This window comes from Streptomyces sp. NPDC001594, assembly GCF_042893675.1.
GTDB lineage: Bacteria > Actinomycetota > Actinomycetes > Streptomycetales > Streptomycetaceae > Streptomyces.
The window spans coordinates 178,964-198,002 of record NZ_JBIAVB010000009.1; the positions used below are offsets into that span (position 1 = coordinate 178,964).

Annotated in this window: 21 protein-coding genes; 10 read left to right on the top strand and 11 right to left on the bottom strand. The window is 74.1% G+C overall.

The window, feature by feature from the left end:
• Positions 1 to 40 precede the first annotated feature (40 nt).
• Together ACFY0O_RS19825 and ACFY0O_RS19830 are read right to left on the bottom strand one after the other, a co-directional pair.
• On the bottom strand, positions 41 to 799 hold the full coding sequence (locus ACFY0O_RS19825) for a restriction endonuclease (RefSeq protein ID WP_388948044.1): 759 nt from the start codon (positions 797 to 799) through the stop codon (positions 41 to 43).
• A 134-nt stretch (positions 800 to 933) separates the two neighbouring features.
• Positions 934 to 1,944: an L-threonylcarbamoyladenylate synthase gene (locus tag ACFY0O_RS19830; RefSeq protein ID WP_388948046.1), complete on the bottom strand. Its 1,011-nt coding sequence runs from the start codon at positions 1,942 to 1,944 to the stop codon at positions 934 to 936.
• 80 nt (positions 1,945 to 2,024) lie between these two features.
• On the opposite strand from ACFY0O_RS19830, the gene ACFY0O_RS19835 reads away from it, so the two are divergent.
• Positions 2,025 to 3,038 carry a hypothetical protein gene (locus ACFY0O_RS19835; protein ID WP_388948048.1) on the top strand — a complete coding sequence of 338 codons (1,014 nt, stop codon included), beginning with the start codon at positions 2,025 to 2,027 and terminating at the stop codon, positions 3,036 to 3,038.
• A gap of 13 nt (positions 3,039 to 3,051) precedes the next feature.
• Here ACFY0O_RS19835 and ACFY0O_RS19840 read toward each other — a convergent pair whose 3' ends face one another.
• Entirely contained in the window at positions 3,052 to 4,233 is a 1,182-nt protein-coding gene (locus ACFY0O_RS19840; RefSeq protein ID WP_388948050.1) for a zinc-dependent alcohol dehydrogenase, read from the bottom strand.
• Positions 4,234 to 4,597: 364 nt separating this feature from the next.
• Here ACFY0O_RS19840 and ACFY0O_RS19845 point away from each other — a divergent pair, with 364 nt between their 5' ends.
• From ACFY0O_RS19845 to pip, 3 genes are all read left to right on the top strand, one after another.
• A complete protein-coding gene (locus tag ACFY0O_RS19845; RefSeq protein ID WP_388948052.1) occupies positions 4,598 to 5,194 on the top strand; it encodes a hypothetical protein in 597 nt (198 codons plus the stop codon).
• A gap of 96 nt (positions 5,195 to 5,290) precedes the next feature.
• The gene (locus ACFY0O_RS19850; RefSeq protein WP_388948053.1) at positions 5,291 to 5,755 is read left to right on the top strand and encodes a hypothetical protein; all 465 of its coding nucleotides are present in this window, start codon (positions 5,291 to 5,293) and stop codon (positions 5,753 to 5,755) included.
• Between the two features lie 99 nt (positions 5,756 to 5,854).
• A complete protein-coding gene (gene pip / locus ACFY0O_RS19855; protein ID WP_388948055.1) occupies positions 5,855 to 6,817 on the top strand; it encodes a prolyl aminopeptidase in 963 nt (320 codons plus the stop codon).
• 44 nt (positions 6,818 to 6,861) lie between these two features.
• Here the strand turns inward: pip and ACFY0O_RS19860 are convergent, their stop codons facing one another.
• The gene (locus ACFY0O_RS19860) at positions 6,862 to 7,953 is read right to left on the bottom strand and encodes a polyprenyl synthetase family protein (protein WP_388948057.1); all 1,092 of its coding nucleotides are present in this window, start codon (positions 7,951 to 7,953) and stop codon (positions 6,862 to 6,864) included.
• A gap of 123 nt (positions 7,954 to 8,076) precedes the next feature.
• Positions 8,077 to 8,535 (bottom strand): hypothetical protein, encoded by a 459-nt coding sequence (locus ACFY0O_RS19865; protein WP_388948059.1) that lies wholly within the window; start codon positions 8,533 to 8,535, stop codon positions 8,077 to 8,079.
• Positions 8,536 to 8,674: 139 nt separating this feature from the next.
• On the opposite strand from ACFY0O_RS19865, the gene ACFY0O_RS19870 reads away from it, so the two are divergent.
• On the top strand, positions 8,675 to 9,328 hold the full coding sequence (locus ACFY0O_RS19870) for a GNAT family N-acetyltransferase (RefSeq protein ID WP_388948061.1): 654 nt from the start codon (positions 8,675 to 8,677) through the stop codon (positions 9,326 to 9,328).
• Here the strand turns inward: ACFY0O_RS19870 and ACFY0O_RS19875 are convergent.
• Entirely contained in the window at positions 9,325 to 10,407 is a 1,083-nt protein-coding gene (locus ACFY0O_RS19875; RefSeq protein WP_388948062.1) for a DUF5937 family protein, read from the bottom strand. The genes ACFY0O_RS19870 and ACFY0O_RS19875 overlap by 4 nt on opposite strands.
• Positions 10,408 to 10,506: 99 nt before the next feature.
• Between ACFY0O_RS19875 and ACFY0O_RS19880 the strand changes: the two genes are divergently transcribed.
• The 3 genes from ACFY0O_RS19880 (at position 10,507) to ACFY0O_RS19890 (ending at position 13,270) form a co-directional block, all read left to right on the top strand.
• Positions 10,507 to 11,790, top strand: coding sequence for an MFS transporter (locus ACFY0O_RS19880; RefSeq protein ID WP_388948064.1), 1,284 nt, complete (start codon positions 10,507 to 10,509; stop codon positions 11,788 to 11,790).
• A gap of 197 nt (positions 11,791 to 11,987) precedes the next feature.
• The gene (locus ACFY0O_RS19885; protein ID WP_388948066.1) at positions 11,988 to 12,974 is read left to right on the top strand and encodes a deaminase domain-containing protein; all 987 of its coding nucleotides are present in this window, start codon (positions 11,988 to 11,990) and stop codon (positions 12,972 to 12,974) included.
• A 104-nt stretch (positions 12,975 to 13,078) separates the two neighbouring features.
• A complete protein-coding gene (locus ACFY0O_RS19890; RefSeq protein ID WP_388948067.1) occupies positions 13,079 to 13,270 on the top strand; it encodes a hypothetical protein in 192 nt (63 codons plus the stop codon).
• 30 nt (positions 13,271 to 13,300) lie between these two features.
• Here the strand turns inward: ACFY0O_RS19890 and ACFY0O_RS19895 are convergent, their stop codons facing one another.
• Positions 13,301 to 14,284 (bottom strand): LuxR family transcriptional regulator, encoded by a 984-nt coding sequence (locus ACFY0O_RS19895; protein WP_388948069.1) that lies wholly within the window; start codon positions 14,282 to 14,284, stop codon positions 13,301 to 13,303.
• A 145-nt stretch (positions 14,285 to 14,429) separates the two neighbouring features.
• Here ACFY0O_RS19895 and ACFY0O_RS19900 point away from each other — a divergent pair, with 145 nt between their 5' ends.
• Positions 14,430 to 15,842 (top strand): aminopeptidase P family protein, encoded by a 1,413-nt coding sequence (locus ACFY0O_RS19900; RefSeq protein WP_388948071.1) that lies wholly within the window; start codon positions 14,430 to 14,432, stop codon positions 15,840 to 15,842.
• 23 nt (positions 15,843 to 15,865) lie between these two features.
• On the opposite strand, the gene ACFY0O_RS19905 is transcribed toward ACFY0O_RS19900, so the two are convergent.
• The 4 genes from ACFY0O_RS19905 to ACFY0O_RS19920 all read right to left on the bottom strand — a co-directional run bounded on the left by ACFY0O_RS19905 (position 15,866) and on the right by ACFY0O_RS19920 (position 18,378).
• Positions 15,866 to 16,894: a hypothetical protein gene (locus tag ACFY0O_RS19905; protein ID WP_388948073.1), complete on the bottom strand. Its 1,029-nt coding sequence runs from the start codon at positions 16,892 to 16,894 to the stop codon at positions 15,866 to 15,868.
• A 241-nt stretch (positions 16,895 to 17,135) separates the two neighbouring features.
• Positions 17,136 to 17,645, bottom strand: a complete 510-nt coding sequence (locus tag ACFY0O_RS19910; protein WP_388948075.1) for a hypothetical protein — start codon at positions 17,643 to 17,645, stop codon at positions 17,136 to 17,138.
• Between the two features lie 119 nt (positions 17,646 to 17,764).
• Complete coding sequence (locus tag ACFY0O_RS19915) at positions 17,765 to 18,058, bottom strand: DUF3253 domain-containing protein (protein WP_388948076.1); 294 nt, start codon at positions 18,056 to 18,058, stop codon at positions 17,765 to 17,767.
• A 20-nt stretch (positions 18,059 to 18,078) separates the two neighbouring features.
• On the bottom strand, positions 18,079 to 18,378 hold the full coding sequence (locus ACFY0O_RS19920) for a DUF6479 family protein (protein ID WP_358894810.1): 300 nt from the start codon (positions 18,376 to 18,378) through the stop codon (positions 18,079 to 18,081).
• 195 nt (positions 18,379 to 18,573) lie between these two features.
• Here ACFY0O_RS19920 and ACFY0O_RS19925 point away from each other — a divergent pair, with 195 nt between their 5' ends.
• Positions 18,574 to 18,987, top strand: a complete 414-nt coding sequence (locus tag ACFY0O_RS19925) for a TraR/DksA family transcriptional regulator (RefSeq protein ID WP_388948078.1) — start codon at positions 18,574 to 18,576, stop codon at positions 18,985 to 18,987.
• Positions 18,988 to 19,039: the final 52 nt, after the last annotated feature.

Consider the following 19,039-nt stretch of genomic DNA (forward strand, 5'->3'; position numbering starts at 1 on the left):
AAGCCGTCGTGGCCCGCATCCGCGTCATGCCGTCAGGCCGTCATGCCGCGCCGCCCGGAGAGACGGGGCCCGGCGCCGGGGCGTTCGCGCCCGCTTCCCAGGGCGGAGGGGTGTGCTGTTCGGTCCAGGCGGCCAGCGCCTCGCCGTCGACCCGGACGATCCCGCAGGTGTCGGCGTACTCGGCGGCGGGCGCGGTGAAGGAACTGGTGGTCACGAGGACGGCGACGTCGGCGTCGTGGACCGCGAAGCAGGTGCCGCCGAAGCGCTGGAGGTCCTGCGAGCCGACGCGGTGGTCCTGCGCGTAGTGCTTGCACTGGATCACCACGCGGCGGCCGTCCGCCGCCGTGGCGACGACATCGGCACCCAGGTCGCCCGCGCCGCCGACCACCTCGACCGACGTGCAGCCGTCCCGGGCGCACAGCGCCGCCACCGTGTGCTCGAAGCCATCGGCGTCGGCCCCGACGTGGTCGAGGGCCTCCCCCCCTATGTCGGGGAGGTCCTCCGCGGGTGACGGCGCGCTCCCTCGGGCCCGCGGGGCGCGGGGCCCGCGCCGGCGCCGGGCGGGTGCGAGGCTCCACTTCGCCAGGAGCACACCGAGCAGCAGCACGGCGAGCGCGGCGACCGGGGCCATGGGGAGCCTGATGCCGTCCGCCGACACGGCCCTCACGAAGGCCGTCACGCCCGCGACGGCGGTGGCGAGCAGCCCCAGGGCGAGCACCACGTCACGTCCCGGGCCGGGGCGCCGCGCGGATCCGGCGCCTCGTACGGACACGGGCCCGTCCTCCTCGGGCATGGTCATACGGGTCCCCCCTCTCCCCCGGTGGCACTGCGGTGCCTTGAGCTACTTGGACGCTCGTATGGCCGGGAGGACGGATCTCAAACCCGCGACTCCGGCGTCACGGGCCCGCTCGGAGGCCCGTCGCGGCGCCCCTCTCAGGCCGGTCGGGCTCCCGGGGTGGCGCGGTCCGCGTCCGAGGGGCGGGGGCCCGCGGCACGGCGGAGCCGGTTGGCGATGGCCGCGCCGAGACCCTCTTCGGCAGGCAGGGAGGCGATGATCAGGTCGCAGCCCCGCTGGTCGAACGCGCGCAGGAGCCCGTACAGCTCGCGGGCGTAGGCGGCCGTCGAGGCGGGAACCGCCACCACGGCATGTGCCTTCACCGGGGTGCCGGCGAAGGCGGCGGGCAGGAAGACGCCCACCTGGTGGCCCAGCTCCTGTGCGCGTTCCGCTTCGGCGACGACCTGCTCGGGCTCCACGAGGACGACCCGCGCACGCGGGGCGTAGTGGGAGGGATGCTGCCCCGGAACGCGGACGGGGGCGGCCGACGGCGCCGCCGGCGGGTATCCCAGGGCCGCTTCGATGTCCTCGGCCGTCACTCCGCCGGGCCGCAGGATGCTCGGGACGTCCGAGGTGACGTCGACGATGGTCGACTCGACGCCGACCTCGCAGGAGCCGCCGTCCAGGACGAAGTCCACGGCGTCGCCGAGTTCCGCGCGGACGTGCTGGGGGGTGGTGGGGCTGACCGAGCCGAAGCGGTTGGCCGACGGAGCGGTCACCCCGCCGCCGAACGCGGACAGCAGAGCGAGGGCGACGGGGTGGTCGGGCACGCGCACGGCAACCGTCTCCAGCCCCCCGGTGGCTTCGAGGGGCACCCGCCGTCCGCGTCGCAGGACCAGCGTGAGCGGACCCGGCCAGAACGCCTCGGCAAGTACCCGTGCCGTGTCCGGCACCTCTTCCACCCAGTCGCCGAGCTGGTCGCCGTCGGCGATGTGCACGATGAGGGGGTGCGAGGGCGGGCGGCCCTTCACTTCGAAGATCCTGCCCACGGCGGCGGGATCTTCCGCGTTGGCACCCAGACCGTAGACGGTCTCGGTGGGCAGGGCTACCAGGCCGCCGGCGCGCAGCACGCCCGCCGCCTTCTCGATGTCGTCGTTCGTTGCCGTCACCCGCACAGTTTCTCACCGTCTGACCACCGGCCCTGCCGGGTCCCCTTCGGTGCTCATCCGGCGTCGGCTAGGGTGCGCAGGTGATATTCGGACGTGGGCGGTTTTCGGCCGCCGTAGGGGCCTTCGAGGCGGCTGTGCGGGCCCAGGACGCTGACGCGGCGGAGCGTGCCTTCGCGCGGCTGACGCAGGGTGTGGCCAAGGCGGCGGACCCGGACCTGCGGGCGGCGGGGCCTCGGCTCGCCGCTCTGCTCGGGCAGGTGCCGCCCGGGCCGCGCGCCGTGGTGGCCGTGCTGATCGGGGCGTGCGTCGAGCGGGGCGCCGACCCGCTGGCCTGCGCGCCCGCCGTGTTCGCGGTTGCCGGGGACGCCTTCGGCCAGGCTGCGGTCTTCTGCGAGCGGTGGGCGGAGGGGGGCCGCGGCGGGCTTCCCGGCCACGAGGGCGAGGGCCTGGAAGAGGCCGACTTCGAGCGGATCGGCTTCGAGCCCGTCATGGCCTGGCAGGCGCTGCCGCAGTTCGAGATGGCGTGCGTGGCCATGCTCAACTCCCCGCGGGTGCGCCGCGAGGTCCCCGGCCGGCAGGAGTTGGCGGCGGCCGTCGCACGGGTGGCGGAGCTGTCGGGCGAGCCGTTCAAGTGCCTCGCGTACGCGCTCGCCGTCCTCGACGACGAGCCGCTCGTCGCGCTCGACCGCGCCACCGGCGCCGGCTTCGCGCTGCGCGCCTCCGGGATCGGGGACAACTTCCAGCTGCACACGCTCCTGGCCGACGCCCTGATCGGCCGGGGCCTCGTGGAGGGGCGGGCGCCGTCGGCGGAGGCCGTCGCCTGCTGCCGCGACCAGCCGGGGATGGTGCCGACCACCGGCTCCTTCGACCTGGTCGGCGCCGACGGCGAGTGGATCTGGAACGAAGGCAAGCCGGCGGACATCCCCGTCGTCGACGGCGTCCGCCTCGTGGTCCTCGACCCGCCCGCGTACCAGAGGAGCTGGCCCGCCGGGCGCTTCTTCCCCGGGATGACCGGCGAGCTCGTCTACGACCGCGCCCTCACGCCGGCGGAGTCGGCGGCCCTGCTCGCGCGGGCGGCCGAGCCCGTCCGCTGATCCGGGGTGCCGGTCAGGGGGTGAAGAGCACCTTGATCGCTCCGTCCTGCTTCTTCTGGAACATCTCGTAGGCCTCGGGTGCCTCGTCCAGGGGGAGGCGGTGGGTGGCGAAGTCCTCGACGCCGAGGGGGTCCCCGTCGCAGACCAGGGGCAGGAGGTCGGGGATCCAGCGCCGGACGTTGGCCTGTCCCATCCGCAGCTGGACCTGCTTGTCGAACAGGGTCAGCAGCGGGAGGGGGTCGGCCATGCCGCCGTAGACCCCGGACAGCGAGATCGTCCCGCCGCGGCGGACCAGTTCGATGGCCAGGTTGAGGGCGGCCAGGCGGTCGACGCCGGCGCGCTTCATCAGGCGGGCCGCCAGGGAGTCGGGCAGGAGCCCCGTCAGGGTCTGGGCCCCGGCCGCCGCCGTCGAGCCGTGCGCCTCCAGCCCTACCGCGTCGATGACCGCGTCGGGGCCGCGGCCGCCGGTCAGGTCGCGCACGGCCGCCACGAGGTCCTCGTCCTGTCGCAGGTCGAGGGTGTGGACACCGTGCCGCCGGGCGCGGTCCAGGCGTTCGGGCACGAGGTCGATGCCGATCACCGTCTCCACACCGAGGTGGGCCGCCACGCGGGTGCACATGTCGCCGATGGGCCCAAGGCCGATCACGGCGAGGCTGCCGCCCTCCGGTACGTCGGCGTACCGGACGGCCTGCCAGGCGGTCGGGAGCACGTCGGAGAGGTAGACGAACCGGTCGTCCGGCGGCCCTTCGGGCACCTTGACGGGCAGGGTGTTGCCGAAGGGCACCCGCAGGTACTCGGCCTGTCCGCCGGGGACCTGGCCGTAGAGCTTGGTGTAGCCGAAGAGCGCAGCGCCCTTGCCGTGCTCACGGACCTGGGTGGTCTCGCACTGCGAGTGCAGGCCGCGGGCGCACATGAAGCAGGTACCGCAGGAGACGTTGAAGGGCACGACGACCCGGTCGCCGGGGCGGACCGCGGTGACGTCCATCCCCGCCTCCTCGACGATGCCCATCGGCTCGTGGCCCAGGATGTCGCCCGCTTCGAGGAAGGGACCGAACACCTGGTAGAGGTGCAGGTCGGAGCCGCACAGGCCGGTGGTCGTCACCTTGACGATCACGTCGGAGGGGTCCTGGATCACCGGGTCCGCCACGGTGTCGACGCGTACGTCCGCCTTGCCGTGCCAGGTCAGCGCTTTCATCGCCGTTCCTCCTCGCCCTCGCCCGCCGGGCCGGGGGTGTCCGCTTCGTCCGGACGGCCGGCCTGGCTGTCGTTCCATGCGTCCATGCCCTGCCGTGTGCCCGGTCCGGGGGCGGATACGCCACGGGCGCCGAGGGCGCCGAGGGGTTCCCGGGTGAAGCGGACGCCCCGGGCGCGCAGGCGGCGACGGGGATGCCGTCCGGGCGAGGGCGTCGCGGTAGGGCTGGACGGCCGGGTGGCCGGCGGGCTCCAGCAGGGACGGTCGTGTCCCGCGACGACCCCGCCAGCACCGGGTGCCCTCGCTGGGTGGTCGTCTTGTGGCGCTGCTCGACTGTGTGCCCGATCGCCTGCCTATGCTGCGGCTCATGGGACTGGACCTGGCTCTGTTCATGGCGGACTGGCAGCGGTTGGGCGTCTTCCCCGTCGGAGAACGGATCGACGCGCTCGACGACGCGGTCGGGCCGCCGGGCCCGCTGGCCGGCGGGTGGCGGTGGCCTGCGGACCCGGGGGCCCAGTGGTGCGCCGAGTACGAGTTCTTCACGACCACCGGTTCCTACCGGCCGCACTCCCGCGCCGGCGACGGGTGGGCGGACATGCGGCCGCTGGTCGACGCGTCCGTGCGGGAGGCGATGGACGCCTTCCTCTCCGGTCTCATCTGGAACGCGGATCCGGACGAGGATCCTGCCCTGAGCGGCGCGAAGGGGTTCTTCCCGCCGTCCGCCGATCCCTGGCGCCCGCACCTTCTGCTGGTCTGCCCTCCGGAGGCGATGGAGAGGAAGGTTTCCGCCTGGAAGGAGGTGGAGCCGTGCCTCGACGTGCTGCGTGCGCCGTTCGCCGCCGAGTGCGAGGGCTGGGTGGGCCGTCCGGACACCTTCGAGGGGTTCGCCGCGCTGCTGCGGGAGTGGGGCGGTGTGGTCGGGGAGGCCGCCGGGCGCGGTTGGGGGCTGGTGGGGGTGCCGTAGCCGGGTGGCGCGACAGGCTTCGTGCGTGGGGTGGGCGCCGCCGTGGCCCCGGCATGACGGGGAACGTCCCGGACGGCTCGGACGTAGACTCCCACGGTGATGGAGATCTTGGAGAACCTGGACGTCCTGTCCCAGCCGCACCTCGACCTCACGGCGATCCGGATGGGCGGCATAGCCCTGGGAGCGCCCGCCGACAGCATTCCCCGCCAGAGGATCCTCGAGGCCCAGTCGTCCGTGGTCGCCCGGTATCGCGGCGGGGACGACATCGACAGCGAGTACCACGACTCCGACGGGCGGCGGCTGACGCTCGACCAGGTCATCGACCACACCGTCCGTTCGGACGGATTCCTGTACTGCGCCGAGGAACTCACCTACAAGGTCAGCGGCGGGCTCGTCGTCGGCTTCGCGATCTACGGGCCGCATCTGTCCCATTTCGCCCACCTGACCTCGTACGAGAGCTGCTGGATGTGTTCGGCACGCCCGATCTGGTGCGTGAGGAGGGGGCGTACGGCGACCTCATGGGCTACGACCTCTACTACTGGGGCGCGCGCAAGCATGTGAAATGGGACGCCACTGGCAACCGGGTGAGCCTGATCAACGTGGGCGACTTCAAGGGGAACACGGGGCCGTGAGCGGTCGAGGCGCCGGAAGGAGTCGGGAATGAGTGAGCTGTACCCCGCGATCGAGCCGTACGAGGAGGGGATGCTCGACGTCGGTGACGGCAACCTCCTGTACTGGGAGGTCTGCGGCAACCCTGACGGCAAGCCCGCGGTCGTGGTGCACGGCGGCCCGGGTTCCGGCTGCGGCACAGGCGTACGGCGGTACTTCGACCCGGAGCGGTACCGGGTCGTCCTGTTCGACCAGCGCGGCTGCGGTCGCAGCACCCCGCACGCGAGCGACCCCGCGACCGACATGCGGCACAACACCACCGGGCACCTGATCGCCGACATGGAGGGCCTGCGCGAGCACTTGGGGATCGACCGCTGGCTGCTGTACGGCGGCTCCTGGGGCTCCACACTGATCCTGGCGTACGCCGAGACGCACCCGCAGCGGGTGTCGGAGATCGTCATCTCGTCCGTGACGACGACCCGGCGCTCGGAGATCGACTGGCTCTACCGGGGCGCGGGCCGCTTCTTCCCCGAGCAGTGGGAACGCTTCCTGGCGGGAGCCCCCGGTACCGCGCGCGACGGGGACCTCGTCGCCGCGTACGCGCGGCTCACCGAGCACCCGGATCCCGCCGTGCGGAACAAGGCCACCGCCGACTGGTGTGCCTGGGAGGACGCCGTCCTGTCCGGGGAGACGGACGGCACGTCCCAGCCCTACGGCGACCGCCCGCCGGCCGCGCGACTGGCCCTGGTCCGCATCTGCGCCCACTACTTCTCGCACGGCGCCTGGCTGGAGGAAGGCGCCCTGCTCCGCGACGCTGCTCGGCTGGCCGGCATCCCGGGCGTCCTGGTGCACGGCAGGCTCGATCTGGCGGGCCCGCTGGACACCGCGTGGGAACTCGCCCGCGCCTGGCCCGGCGCCGAGTTGGTCGTCGTCGACGACGCCGGTCACCTGGGCGGCGATACGACGACCGGCCACGTGCTCGGCGCCCTCGACCGCTTCGCCCGCCGGCTGTAGGGTTGGGCGTACCTCGGCCCGGTCGTGGGTCCCGGGGCGGAGCGCTACCGGTCCCGGGTGACGCTCCAGGCCGGCATGTGCTCGAAGAACGCCACCGCGTCCGGCCGCCAGCGCTCCCGCCACGTCGCGGCCTGGGCCGCGGCCCGGCGTGCGTGGCGCTCGGCCTCGGCCTTCAGCTGCCGGTCGACGCCGTGCGCCCGCGCGATGCCACGGATGCGGTCGAGGGTGTCGTCATCGCAGCCCGGGGTGCCCAGGGCGGCGTCCAGCAGCTTGCGTTCGTTTCCGTCGCAGGCGGCCAGGAAGGCGCGGACGGCGTAGCTGCGGCGGCCCGAGCGGATGTCGGAGCCGACCGGTTTGCCGAGGGATTCGGGATCGCCGAACAGGTCGAGCCAGTCGTCGTGGATCTGGTTGGCGATGCCCAGGGCGGTGGCGTAGCGGCGCAGTTCGCCGTCGTACGGGGCGAGGTCGGCGCCGGCGGCCAGCAGGCCCAGGCGCAGCGGGGCGAGGACGGAGTAGCGGGTGGACTTGTACTCGGTGACCTCGTGCAGGAGTTCGGTATCGGGCTCGGGGTGGAAGTCGCGTTCCAGGTCGAGGAGTTGTCCCGCCACCGTGGCGGCCGCGGTGTCGGCGTGGACGGCGGCCATGGCCAGGGCGCGGTCGGGGGGCAGTGCGCCGGTGAGCAGGACGCGGCCGGCGAGGAAGGCGGCCAGGTCGCCGGCGAGGACGGCGAGGGCGAGCGCGGTGTCGGGGCGGTCCGGGAAGTCCTGGCGGTAGGCGTAGTAGGTGGAGGGGCCGCCACGGCGCGTGGGGGCGTCGTCGATGATGTCGTCGTGGATCAGGCCGTGGGTCTGCAACAGCTCGATGCTGATGGCGGCCTCGTCCAGGCCGGGAACGCTCTCACCGGTCACCAGGGCCGCGGCTTCGTGGAGCAGGACCACGCGCAGCCGCTTGCCGCCGCGCAGCGAGAGCTCGCGCACCAACTGGAGGGCGCGGGCGGGGAAGGTGCCGCGCCGGGGTATCTCCAGGCTGCTGTCCTCGGGGTCGGTCAGGGAGTCGAAGTAGGAGGCGAAGCGGGCGTCGAACCGGCGCTGATGGCCGGCCGCGCGCCGCCAGGCGGCGGTGATGGCGTCGTTCACCGGCCCAGCCTGCCATGTCCCCCGGATCGTGCGCGCCGGCGCCCTGCCGATCCGGCGGCCCGCCTGCCGGGGCCGGGCCGGTCGCGGGGGCCCGCGACCGGCCCGTCACCCATGGGGCGGCCGTCAGTCCGTGAGCTTGTACGCGCAGGGCGCGGCCGACTTGCCGCCCTGGTTGTCGGCGACCTGCTTGCCGTCGACCTTGATGGTGCACGGGGCGGGAACGAGCATCCCGTCCGCGCCCTTGACCGAGCCCGGCACCACCGAGACGGTGATGCCGACCTTGAGCTCGGCGTCCACCAGCTGCATGGACTCCGTCTTCGTCCAGGGCAGCGTCACCTGGTCGAAGTGGTTGGAGTTCCCGTTCCACATGACCTGCGCCGCACCGGAGCCGCCCACTTCGAAGACCACCTCATGGGGAACGCCCTTCTTCTTCGCCGTCGAGCCCTTCGCGCCGCCGCTCGACGGGGCGCCGGGCGCGGCGGGTTCCTTGGCGGGGCCGGCGTCCTTCTTCTCGCCGCCGCACCCGGTCAGCAGCGCGGCGGCTGCGAGCAGGCTGATGGTGAGGGTTGCTGTCTTGCGCATGCGTGTACGTCCCCGTGGGTCAACTGCGTTACGTGTGCCGGAGAAGACGGTAGATCACGGTCCCTGGGCGTGGATATCGGGTGCCCTCTTGCCGGACCCGGGTGATGTAATGATCCCTGTAGGGACAGGATCATTACACGTGGGGGGAATCGTGCCCGAGGAGCGGCTCGCCGGCTGGGTGAGGCAGTGGGTCGACGGATGGATCGTCTCGCGCGGCGCGGCCGATCCGGTTGACGAACCGTGGGGGTGGACCGTCGCGGTGGGGAATGCGAAGGAGGTCGCGCGGCATGTGGTGCCGGTGCCGGAGGAGGCCGATGTGCGCAAGCTCGCCGCCACCGCCCCGCCGGGGACCTGGCTCAAGCTGTTCGCCGCGGACGAGGTGGTGCTGCCCTGGGCGGGGGACGGGTGGGAGGCGGACGTCGCCGGCTTCCTGATGACCCTGCCCCTCGCCCCCGTGACCCCCGGTCCGCCGCCGGCCGGGTACACCGTGACGAAGTGGAACCGGGGCGGGGTGGTCAAGGTCCTGGTCCGCGCCGGGGACGGGCGGCTCGCGGCCCGGGGGCAGGCGGGACTGGCCGGGCGCGTCGCGGTGCCGGACCAGATCGAGACCGCCGCGGACCAGCGGCGCCGGGGCCTGGGCGCCCTGGTGATGCGCACGTTGCAGCAGGCCGCGTGGGAGGCGGGGGCGCGGGACGGGGTCCTGGTGGGCACGCCCGACGGCAGGGCGCTGTACGAAGCCCTCGGCTGGACCCCGCGCTCCCCCATGGCGAGCCTGAGCCGCCGCACGGACTAGCGGAGTACCGCGGCCAGTAGATCGGTGCCCAGGGCCGTCAGGTCCGAGAGGTTGAGGCTGTAGCGGACGTACCGTCCCTCGCGCCGGCCCGCGAGCAGGCCCGCGCGCCGGAGCAGGGCCAGGTGGCGGGAGACCTCCGGCGGTGTCATGTCCCAGGTGTGGGCCAGTTCGCCGTTGGTGTGCGGGCCCCGGGCCAGGGTGCGGAGCAGGCGCAGCCGGGCGGGGTGGGAGAGGGCCTCCAGCCGGAGGGCGACGGTGTCCAGGGAGACGGGCTGCGACGGGCCCGGCTCGGCCACCGGGTACTGGACCACCGGCTGCCAGCCGGGGGCGTGGACCACCGCGAGGTGCGGCCGGCCGAAGACGCTGGGGATGAAGGTGACGCCGGCGGTGTGGGCGTGCGTCACCTTGTCCAGCAGTTTGTCCACGAGGATGCCGTGACCGTCCGGGGCGAGGGTGACCGCGCCGGAGACCGAGGCGAGGGCGGCTCCGGGGCCCTGCCGCTTCAGCAGGTCGTTCTTGAGCCGCAGGTCGGTGGCGAGCCGCACGGCGGCGTCGGCCCAGGCCGAGTCGAAGAAGGCCTCGGCGCAGGCCTCCAGCGTCTCGCGGACGCGTGCTCGTACCGCCGCCGGGTCCGCGAGCAGCCGCTCGGCGAAGGCTTCCTGGCGCGGGCCCCGGGCCTGGGCGAGGTCCAGGGCCAGATCGCGGGCGGCGGCGTCGTCGAGGGGTGAGGGGCAGCTGAAGTGGATCCGGTTGCCGCAGGTGGTGACCAGCGCGGCGGAGACGTACCGCTCGTCGTCGATCCGGTCCACGTCGTCCAGTTCCTCCCCGAGGGTCGGCCGGGGCCGGGCCGGGAGCATGAAGTCGGCCTGGGAGGTCCGCCAGAGGAACTCCGCCTCCCGCAGCCGGTCGGCCAGCCCCGGCCGCAGTCCGGCCCACACATCGGCGGCCCACGCGCCGAACTCCGGATGGTGCTCCGGTTCGGCGAGCACGTGCAGCATCGCGGTCAGTTCGGCGAGCGGGGACGCGGCGAACCGCAGCCCGTCGGGCGGCATGCCTCCGATGTCGATCCTCAAGGTCATCGACCCATCATCCCCGCCGTGCCGGGGGGCGCCGACGACTGTTGACGATCTCCGTCAAGCGACGTGCCCGGCCCGGCGGCCGCGTCCACTGTTCAGTCCATGACAGCCACGAGCACCGGCCCGGCCCCTGCCCTCAGCCCCTCCCCCGTCCCCAAGGTCGGGCCGCGCGCCCTCCTGCGCGCCTGCGGCGGCCCCCGATACACCGTGGCCCTGGCCGTCGACGCCCTCGGCACCGGCCTGTTGAGGCCCTTCCTCCTCCTCTACGGGGTGACGGTGCTCGGGCTGTCGGCGTCGGCCACCGGCCTGGCCATGACGGCCGGCATCGTCACCGGGCTGCTGTGCGTGCCCGCGGTCGGGAGGTGGCTGGACCGGGGCGCCCGCAGCACGGTCGTCGCCGCGTCGATGCTGGTGCGCGTGCTGGGGGTGGCCGTGCTGGTGGCGACCCCGGCGGGGCGGGTGTCGCCGTTCGCGGCCGCGGCCCTGCTGCTCGGCATCGGCAACCAGGCCTGGCCCGCCGCCCATGCGGCCCTCGTCGCCACCCTCGCCCACGGGCGGGAACGCGACACCGCCCTCGCGGCGGGACGCGCGCTGCGCAACGCCGGGCTGGGGGTGGGGGCGCTCCTCGCCATGGTCTGCCTGGCGGGTGGGACCTCCGCCCTGCGGGCGCTGGCGGGGGTCACGGGAGCGGCGTACCTGCTGGCCGCGGTCCTGGCGTGGTCGGTGCGGGTGCGCGCGCAGGCGCCGGAGGCGGCGTCGGACCGGTCCCGCGGAACGGCGGGGCCGGAGGGAGCGCCGCCGCGCATGCGCGCCCTCCTGGCCGCCAACGTGGTGTACGTCTTCTGCCTCAACGTCCCCGAGATCGCACTGCCGTTGGTGCTGCTGACGCAGCTGCACGCCTCGCCCGTGTGGTCGGCGGCGGTCTTCGTCGCCAACACGGTGCTGGTGGTCACCCTCCAGGTCCCGGTCACGGTCCTGATGGCCCGCTACGCCCGGCGGACCGCGCTGGTCGTCGCCGGTGCCGTCCTCACCGTCTCGTACCTCGGCTTCCTGGTGGTGACGCTGCTCGGCGAAGGGGGCGGGCACGCGCAGGGGTGGGCCGCGGCCGGCATCGCGGCCGTCTCCGTCGTCTGCACCCTCGGCGAGATCGTCTACGCCGGCAGCGCCACCGCCCTGGTGACGGCCCTCGCCCCCTCCGGGGCGCTGGGACGCACCCTGGCCCGCTTCGAACTCTCCTCCGGGTTCGGGCTCGCGGTCTCACCGGCCGTGATCACCGCCCTCGCCCCCTACGGCCCGACCGCCCTCTGGGGCACCCTGGCCGCGACCACCCTCCTGTCCTCCGCGGCCGTGGCCGCCGAAGCGGACGGCGCGGCGCCGGAGGAGTGAGGTGGCCGGGCCAACCGCCGTGCTCCCGGGGCGGATCGGCCGCGGCGCGCGCCGGCCCGCACGGCCGGGATTGGCGGGTCGTGTGGAGGGGAAGTCACCAGGGGCCGTCCGCGGGGCCCGTCCGGCGCGCTCGCGGGGAGGGGGCCGCGGGGGCGGCCGCCCGGTACATCCTGTGACGGAGTGGGGGAGTTCAGCACATGACCACCGCCGCATTCACGAACAAGGCGATCCTGACGTACTCGATCACCTTCATCGGGTATCCCGACCTCGAAGGGGAGTTCCGGAGCGTCTCGCACCAGGAGCCCCGCGGGGACAGCTACTACAAGGACGTCCCGGAGCCCGCCGACTGGACCGGCGCCCTCAAGGGCCGCCAGCACGGCAGGGACGCCGAACGCCAGGCGGTGAACCTCCTCGCCGACCAGATCTACCGGCACCTGGGGTGTACGAGCACCGCGGACTACAAGGCGCGGATCGGAGCGGTCCGCAAGGGCACGCTGGACCTGTACTCCGACATGGGCCCGTGCCACTCCTGCCGGTCGGTGATCAAGGACTTCCGCAGTGACTTCCCGGCCCTGACCGTCCGGGTCCGCTACCGCAACGCCGTGCACGGCGGCGGCTCCGCGGCCCTGATCTCGGCGGGCGGCGGCCTGTACGGGGCCTACGGCATCGGCGACGCCGCGCAGGGCGGCGACGGACTGTGGGCCAAGACCTTCCCGGGCAGCCCCGTGGCCGCGGCCACCGGCACGTTCGACGTCAAGTTCGCCGGGGGGAAGGCCGGCAAGAGCTACCGGGGTGGGGCGACCGCCGTCGACCAGGAGCCGCACGCCTCGTACCTCTACCCGGCGCCGAGGCCGGCCCCGGCCGCGCTCGACGAGGTGACCGCCGTCCTGGACGGGATCGCCCTGGACCTCAGCTCCCAGATGGTTCCCGAGCCGCTGATGCGGCCGCAGTCCTTCCGGCAGTGGATCCAGGGCATCGAACGGGGCACCGTGCGGCTCGACTGCGAACGGGGGCCCGTCAAGGAGGGCCGGATCGCGGTCGCGGCGTTCATCAAGGACTTCCCCCACGTGGCCGTCGAGGTGGCCTACCCGGGTGCCGCGGCCCAGGCCGACGGCTGCGGCTACACGGACGCCACCGCACAGGGCGACGGGTCGTGGCTGAAATCGTTCCCCGCCTCCTCGTAAACCCCCGCTCCGGCCCGTGCGGCTTTCACTCAGCGTGTTTAATTACCCGCCATTCGGTAACAACACGTGGTGACAGGCAGTCAGAATCGACGAAAGGAAGGAACATGGCCCTCGTCACCGTGCTCATTCTCGTCGCCGTCCTCGCCCTCGTCGCCCTGCTGGCCCTGGCGCCCAGCGTCCCGGCACGGCGAAACCCCTTCCCGGGACGGCACCGCCGCATCCCCGACGGTCGCGCCCCTGCGCGCCGCCTGACGACCCTCCCCCACCAACGCAACTTCCGCCACCACGCCCGCTGATCCGGTTCGCCCGCCGCCGGCGGGCACGGGTCACAGCCAGCCGTTGCGTTGGGCCTGGAGGGCCAGCTGGAAGCGGTTTTCGGCGCCCAGGCGGGCCATCAGGATCTGGAGGCGGCGGAAGAAGGTGCGGCGGCTGATGCCCAGTTCGCGGGCGATGACCTCGTCGGCCGCGCCCCCGGCCAGGAGGCGGAGCAGGCGGCGGTCGGCGGGCGGGAGGCCGGCGGGGCGGGTGGTGCGGCCGTGGAAGGGCAGGGCCTGCTGCCAGGTCTGCTCGAACAGGGCGACCAGGGCCGAGAGCAGGCCGCACGGCTGCACCACCAGCGTCGTGTTGTGTACGTCGGCCTCCCTGATCGACAGGGACACCAGCGCGTACGCCTCGTCGATGATCAGCAGCTTGACCGGTACCGTCGGCGCCACCCTGGCCTGCTCCCCCGCCTCGATGCACGGCTCGATGGCCGCCTCCAGCCGTCCGGGCACCTCCAGTGACGCCTTCGAGTAGACGACCCGTTGCGTCACTCCGCGGGCGAGGGTGCTCAGCGCGTCGTCGAGGGCTTCGGCCTGGGGGAAGTAGGGCGGCGATTCGAGCTGGCGGATCTGTTCGCGCGCGCTGGCCCACGCCTGGCGGAGCCTCGGGCCGACCGCGTCACCGGTGACGACTTCGACGAGGTGGTCGTCGCGGGCCGTGAGCCGCCGGCGGCGGAACGATTCGAACGCGCCGCCCACGGTGATGCGGGACGCCTCCAGCTCGGCCGCGCGGCGCCGGGCGAGGATCTCCAGGCCGGCGGCGGGAGGGACCGGCGCCGCCACGTCCGCGCCCTCCTCGGCGGCGCCCGCCAGCCCGGCGTCGACCAGCTCCCCGTACGCCGCGGCGAATTCGGTGCCCTCCAGCCCGGCCGCCCGCCGCAGCTCGCCGAGGGGGGCGGGGGCCAGTTCCAGGAGTGACCGGTACACGCGGCCCGCCGCGGGGCCGACGCCCAGCATCCGCAGGGCCTCGTCCAGTTTCGCGTTCGCCATGCACCGCATTATCGACGACCGCGGAGCACCGGTGGCCGATCGGTGCCACTGGCACGACGGGGACTCCGCAGGGCGCGCGGCCGCAGTACCGTCCGGGCATCGCCGGGGCCTCCCGGCAGCCGTCCGGAAGAAGAAGGAGCACGACGTGGCGAACGGTCGCAAGAACGGCCTCTACCCAGAGATCTCCGAGGAACTGTCCGCCCTGATGAGGACGGGCTGGGCCGACACCGAACGCCACGACCTCGCGGCCGACGAGCAGGCCCCGTACGCGGCCCAGCGCCGCGCCGCCCTCTCCGCGCGCTTCCCCGGCGAGCGGCTGGTGGTCCCGTCCGGCAACCTCAAGACGCGTTCGAACGACGACCCCTATCCGTTCCGCCCGTACTCCGGCTACGTCCACATGACCGGCGACCGGGCCCGCGACGGCGCCCTCGTCCTCGAACCCCGCCCGGACGGCGGCCACGACGCGTACTGCTACCTGCTGCCGCGCGACGGCCGGGACACCGACGAGTTCTGGCTGGGCTACACCGCCGAGCTGTGGATGGGCCGCCGCCGCTCCCTCGCCGAGTCGGAGCGCGTGCTCGGGCTGTCCTGCCGCGACGTCCGCTCGGCGGTCGGCGACCTGGCGGCCGCGCCCGGCGTGCCGACGCGCATCGTCCGCGGCGTCGACCCCGCATTGGAGGCCGCCGTCGCCACCGACGCCGGGCGCGACGCCGAGCTGGAAGAGGCGCTGAGCGGGCTGCGGCTCGTCAAGGACGCCTGGGAGATCGGCGAGATGCGCAAGGCGGTGGACTCCACCGTCCGCGGCTTCACCGACTGCGTCGGCGAGCTCTCGCGGGCCGTCGCCTCCTCCGAGCGGTGGATCGAGGGCACCTTCTTCCGCCGGGCCCGACTGGAGGGCAACTCCGTCGGCTACGGCTCGATCTGCGCCGCGGGCGACCACGCCACGATCATGCACTGGACCGACAACGACGGCCCGGTACGCCCGGGCGACCTGCTCCTGCTGGACGCCGGCGTGGAGACCCACACCCTCTACACCGCCGACGTCACCCGCACCCTGCCCGTCAGCGGCACCTTCACGGCCGTGCAGCGCACGGTCTACGACGCGGTGTACGGGGCCCAGGAGGCGGGCTTCGCCGCCGTGAAGCCGGGGGCCGCGTACCGCGACTTCCACGTGGCGGCGCAGCGGTACCTGGCGGAGAAGCTCGTCGAGTGGGGCTTCGTCGAGGGCCCGGCGGACCGGGCGTACGAGCTGGGCCTGCAGCGCCGCTTCACCATGGCCGGCACCGGCCACATGCTCGGCCTGGACGTCCACGACTGCGCCCAGGCCCGCACCGGGGAGTACGTCGAGGGTGTGCTGGAGCCGGGCATGGTGCTCACGGTGGAGCCGGGCCTGTACTTCCAGCCGGACGACCTCACGGTCCCCGAGGAGTGGCGCGGCATCGGTGTCCGGATCGAGGACGACCTGCTGGTGACCGCCGACGGCCACGAGAACCTGTCCGCGGGCCTGCCGCGCTCGGCGGACGAGGTCGAGGCGTGGATGGCGCGCGTGGCGGGCTGACCGGCGGGGCGCGTTCGCGTTCCTCAGGTGTCGATGGGCGTGAGGGCCGGGTAGACGTCGTTCCACCGGTAGCGGCGGCAGCGGAGGTGGAAGTAGACGTATCCGGCCGTGTAGCGCTCCAGGTGCGGGCGCTGGTCGTCGGTGGCGAGGGCGAGGATCCGGTCGCGGGCGGTCAGGCCGCCGTCCAGGGTGCGGCGGGCGACCGCCCGGTACGGGGCGCCCTCGCGGACGCTGTCGCGGTGGAGCCGGCTGCGGACGAAGTCGGCTCCGTCGACCGCCTCCTTGTAGGACGACAGTACGTCGTTGACGTCGTTGAGGAAGGTCACTCCGGAGCAGAGCGAGGCCGACCAGAACGCCCGGTTCGTACGGGCCTCCAGGCAGGGGTCGGTGAACTGCAGCGAGACGAACCAGAACTGCGAGAAGCCGTTGTAGGCCCGCACGAAGTCGCTGTCCACGCCGTCGGACACGTCGGGCGTGAACTCCGCCTCCATCAGGACGCCGACGAGCGCGTTGTGGAGGAAGGCCCGGTAGACGGCCAGGAACGTCGGATCGCAGAACGGCGCGATCCCCGCGAACAGGTGCCGCAGGTAGCGGGTGGTCGGCCGGGCGGGGGCGCGTTCGGGCAGCAGGGCCTCCCGCAGGACCGCCTCGGCCTCGGCCGGCTCGCGGCTGCACAGGTCGTCGAGGTAGGTGCCGAACACCCAGACGCGGTCGAGCGCGAGGGCGAGGCCGGCCTCGGCGACCGGCACCATCAGGCCGCGCATCGTGGTGATGGTACGGATCGTCGCGGCCGGGACGGCGATGCCGAAGGCCTCGAACTCGGCGGCCAGGAGCCCGGCGCGGGTGCGGGCCGCGGCCCGGTCGAGGGGCGGCTCGTACGCGCCGGCGAACGCGACCAGCCCGTCGAGGAGGCCGGAATCCAGCAGGCCGGCCACCATGGCGCGGTGGCGCGGGTCGGGGATCGCTTCCAGCCCCGACCGCGCCGTGCAGCGCAGGGTGTCGATGCCGGGCGGCCGGGGATGCCGGATCTCCCGGTGCCGGTCCAGGCTCATCTGCCGTCCTTCCCCGCGGGGCGGCCCGTCGGCGGCGTGCCATGTGCCGTCCCGCCCGCCGTCCGTCCGTCCGTCCGTCCACCATCGTCCGCCGTCTCGCCCGTCACTGTCCGCCCGGATGATCACACGGGCGCAGGACCGGCCGGGTGCGAAGCCGGGGAGCCGGGCCCGACCGAGTGAATGGGGGGTGGACGGTTGACGCGGGCCCGGTCGTGGGGGGGCGGGGTGCGGGGGTCGGGTTTCAGTGGCCGGTGGCGGCCTTGACCACCGCCACCGCCGTGCCGATCGCCGCGTCGATCACTCCGGCGAGCAGGGCGAGGGCCGTTCCGCCGCCCATCCGGAGGCCTCCGTAGCAGCCCCATCCGAACAGGGTGGCGACGTTGACCGCGGCCGCCGTGTACAGCGCCGTCCTCAGCTCCATCGCGCCCAGGGCCGAGACGCCGATCAGCAGCAGCGGGCCCACCGCCGACAGCAACAGGGGGCTGCTGACGAAGAGCATCAGGCGCAGGTCCCGTCCCCGGGCGAGGGCGCCGTGCGTGACGCGGTGGGCCTGCTGGTCGGCGACGAGCGAGGCCAGCCACAGGCCCGCGGCGGCGGTCGCAACCGTGGCCGCGGCCCCGGCGGCGTCCGGATGGCCGGTGCCCGCGAGGCCGATGACCACCGAGATCATGGTGATCGTCGCGTAGAGCCGCTCTTTGAGGTGCGCGGTGACCGTCGCCGTGCCCACCGCGTCCGCCACCCGTTCCGCCACGGGCTCCACCGTAGGGTGCGGACGTGGCGGGTCCGCGGAGCAACACCCGCGTCGTGCCGTGGCGGGTCCGGCCACTGCGCCCGTGCGGCCCGTGGGCGAGGTCAAAGTGGCGCCGCCCCTCAGGCGGCGGTGTCCGGGGAGGGGCGGCGGCGGATGCGGATCGGGCCCCGGGCCTTCGCCGGGTCGACGGGGCGGCCGCCCTGGGTGATCTCCACGGCGCCGTCCGCGACCAGTCGCCGGGCGGCTCGGCGGACCGGTTCCATGAGGTCACGCCAGCCGTCGTCGTCTCCCGCGTACGCCGCCCGCGCGGCATCGGAGGGGCAGATCGTCGCGTCCGGCCCACGACGGTCCAGCAGGTCGAGGATGGCCCGCTCCAGGCGGCCGTCCCGCTGCCGGTCCCCGTCGTCGTTCATCCCTCCAGTCTGGCACCGGGTCAGCGCTGCCCGTCCTCCGGCGAGCCGAAGTTGCCGTAGCCCTTCATCTCGTGCGCGGTCCGCCGGCTGCCGTCCGAGGGGAACGACTGCGCCTCTGCCTCCCGGCTCCGCTCGGGGCGCCCCGCGTCAGCCGGGCGCCGGGGCTGTTCGGCCGGGGTGGGCGGTGTCGGCTCGTGGGCACGCCGCTTCACGCCCCACCACACCGCACCGATGAGCAGCACGACGACGATCACGCCGGCTGCCGAGGCGAACGCGGTTCCGGAGGCGTTCACGGCGAGTCCGGAGGCAGCGTGGATCATGGGGCCGTTTCCTTTCGTCGGCGGCGCCGCGGAGCTCCTGTCGGCCCGTCGGGCGTCCTCGTGTTCCTGTCCACGGCGCGACTGCCCGCGGGGCCGGGGGCGAAACGGCGGACGTGCTTACCGGGCAGCGGCGGCCCCTCCGCGCCTGCCGCGCCGTCCGGGGAATCGGGGCACGCGTCCCGGCGTTCTCGCAGCATGGCCCCTGCACCGGAGTACGGCCCCGACGGGCCCACCGCCTCCAACGGCTCGGACACCCGCCGGCGCCTCGCGGCCGACCGTGCCGACACCCTGGGGCGGCTGGCCGCGCTGACCCGCGACTTCGAGGGGATCGTCGCGGCGAACGCCCTGGTCGCGGTGGACGACGAGCACGATCCCGAGGGCGGCACGACCGCGTTCGAGCGGGCGCACGTGGCGTCCCTGATGGCGCAGGCCCGCGAGCACCTGGAAGAGCTGGACCTGGCGCTGGACCGGCTGGAACGGGGGACGTACGGGCGGTGCGAGGCCTGCGGCGGGACGATCGCCCCGGAGCGGCTGGAGATCCGCCCGGCCACGACCAGGTGCGTGCGCTGCGCCGGGGCCGGCCCGGTCCGTCACGCGCGTTCCGGCTGACGCCGCCCCGACCGCCGGAGAGCACCGCTTCCCATGCCGGGGGCGGTCTGTC

What these genes read in the sequence shown, in the direction of transcription:
- ACFY0O_RS19840 (WP_388948050.1), bottom strand. Translation starts at nt 4,233, where the DNA reads ATGAAAGCGCTGACCTGGCACGGCAAGGCGGACGTACGCGTCGACACC.
- ACFY0O_RS19890 (WP_388948067.1), top strand. Translation starts at nt 13,079, where the DNA reads ATGGCCCTCGTCACCGTGCTCATTCTCGTCGCCGTCCTCGCCCTCGTC.
- ACFY0O_RS19865 (WP_388948059.1), bottom strand. Translation starts at nt 8,535, where the DNA reads ATGCGCAAGACAGCAACCCTCACCATCAGCCTGCTCGCAGCCGCCGCG.
- ACFY0O_RS19920 (WP_358894810.1), bottom strand. Translation starts at nt 18,378, where the DNA reads ATGATCCACGCTGCCTCCGGACTCGCCGTGAACGCCTCCGGAACCGCG.
- pip (WP_388948055.1), top strand. Translation starts at nt 5,855, where the DNA reads ATGAGTGAGCTGTACCCCGCGATCGAGCCGTACGAGGAGGGGATGCTC.
- ACFY0O_RS19825 (WP_388948044.1), bottom strand. Translation starts at nt 799, where the DNA reads ATGACCATGCCCGAGGAGGACGGGCCCGTGTCCGTACGAGGCGCCGGA.
- ACFY0O_RS19880 (WP_388948064.1), top strand. Translation starts at nt 10,507, where the DNA reads ATGACAGCCACGAGCACCGGCCCGGCCCCTGCCCTCAGCCCCTCCCCC.
- ACFY0O_RS19875 (WP_388948062.1), bottom strand. Translation starts at nt 10,407, where the DNA reads ATGACCTTGAGGATCGACATCGGAGGCATGCCGCCCGACGGGCTGCGG.
- ACFY0O_RS19885 (WP_388948066.1), top strand. Translation starts at nt 11,988, where the DNA reads ATGACCACCGCCGCATTCACGAACAAGGCGATCCTGACGTACTCGATC.
- ACFY0O_RS19895 (WP_388948069.1), bottom strand. Translation starts at nt 14,284, where the DNA reads ATGGCGAACGCGAAACTGGACGAGGCCCTGCGGATGCTGGGCGTCGGC.
- ACFY0O_RS19925 (WP_388948078.1), top strand. Translation starts at nt 18,574, where the DNA reads ATGGCCCCTGCACCGGAGTACGGCCCCGACGGGCCCACCGCCTCCAAC.
- ACFY0O_RS19905 (WP_388948073.1), bottom strand. Translation starts at nt 16,894, where the DNA reads ATGAGCCTGGACCGGCACCGGGAGATCCGGCATCCCCGGCCGCCCGGC.
- ACFY0O_RS19845 (WP_388948052.1), top strand. Translation starts at nt 4,598, where the DNA reads ATGGGACTGGACCTGGCTCTGTTCATGGCGGACTGGCAGCGGTTGGGC.
- ACFY0O_RS19915 (WP_388948076.1), bottom strand. Translation starts at nt 18,058, where the DNA reads ATGAACGACGACGGGGACCGGCAGCGGGACGGCCGCCTGGAGCGGGCC.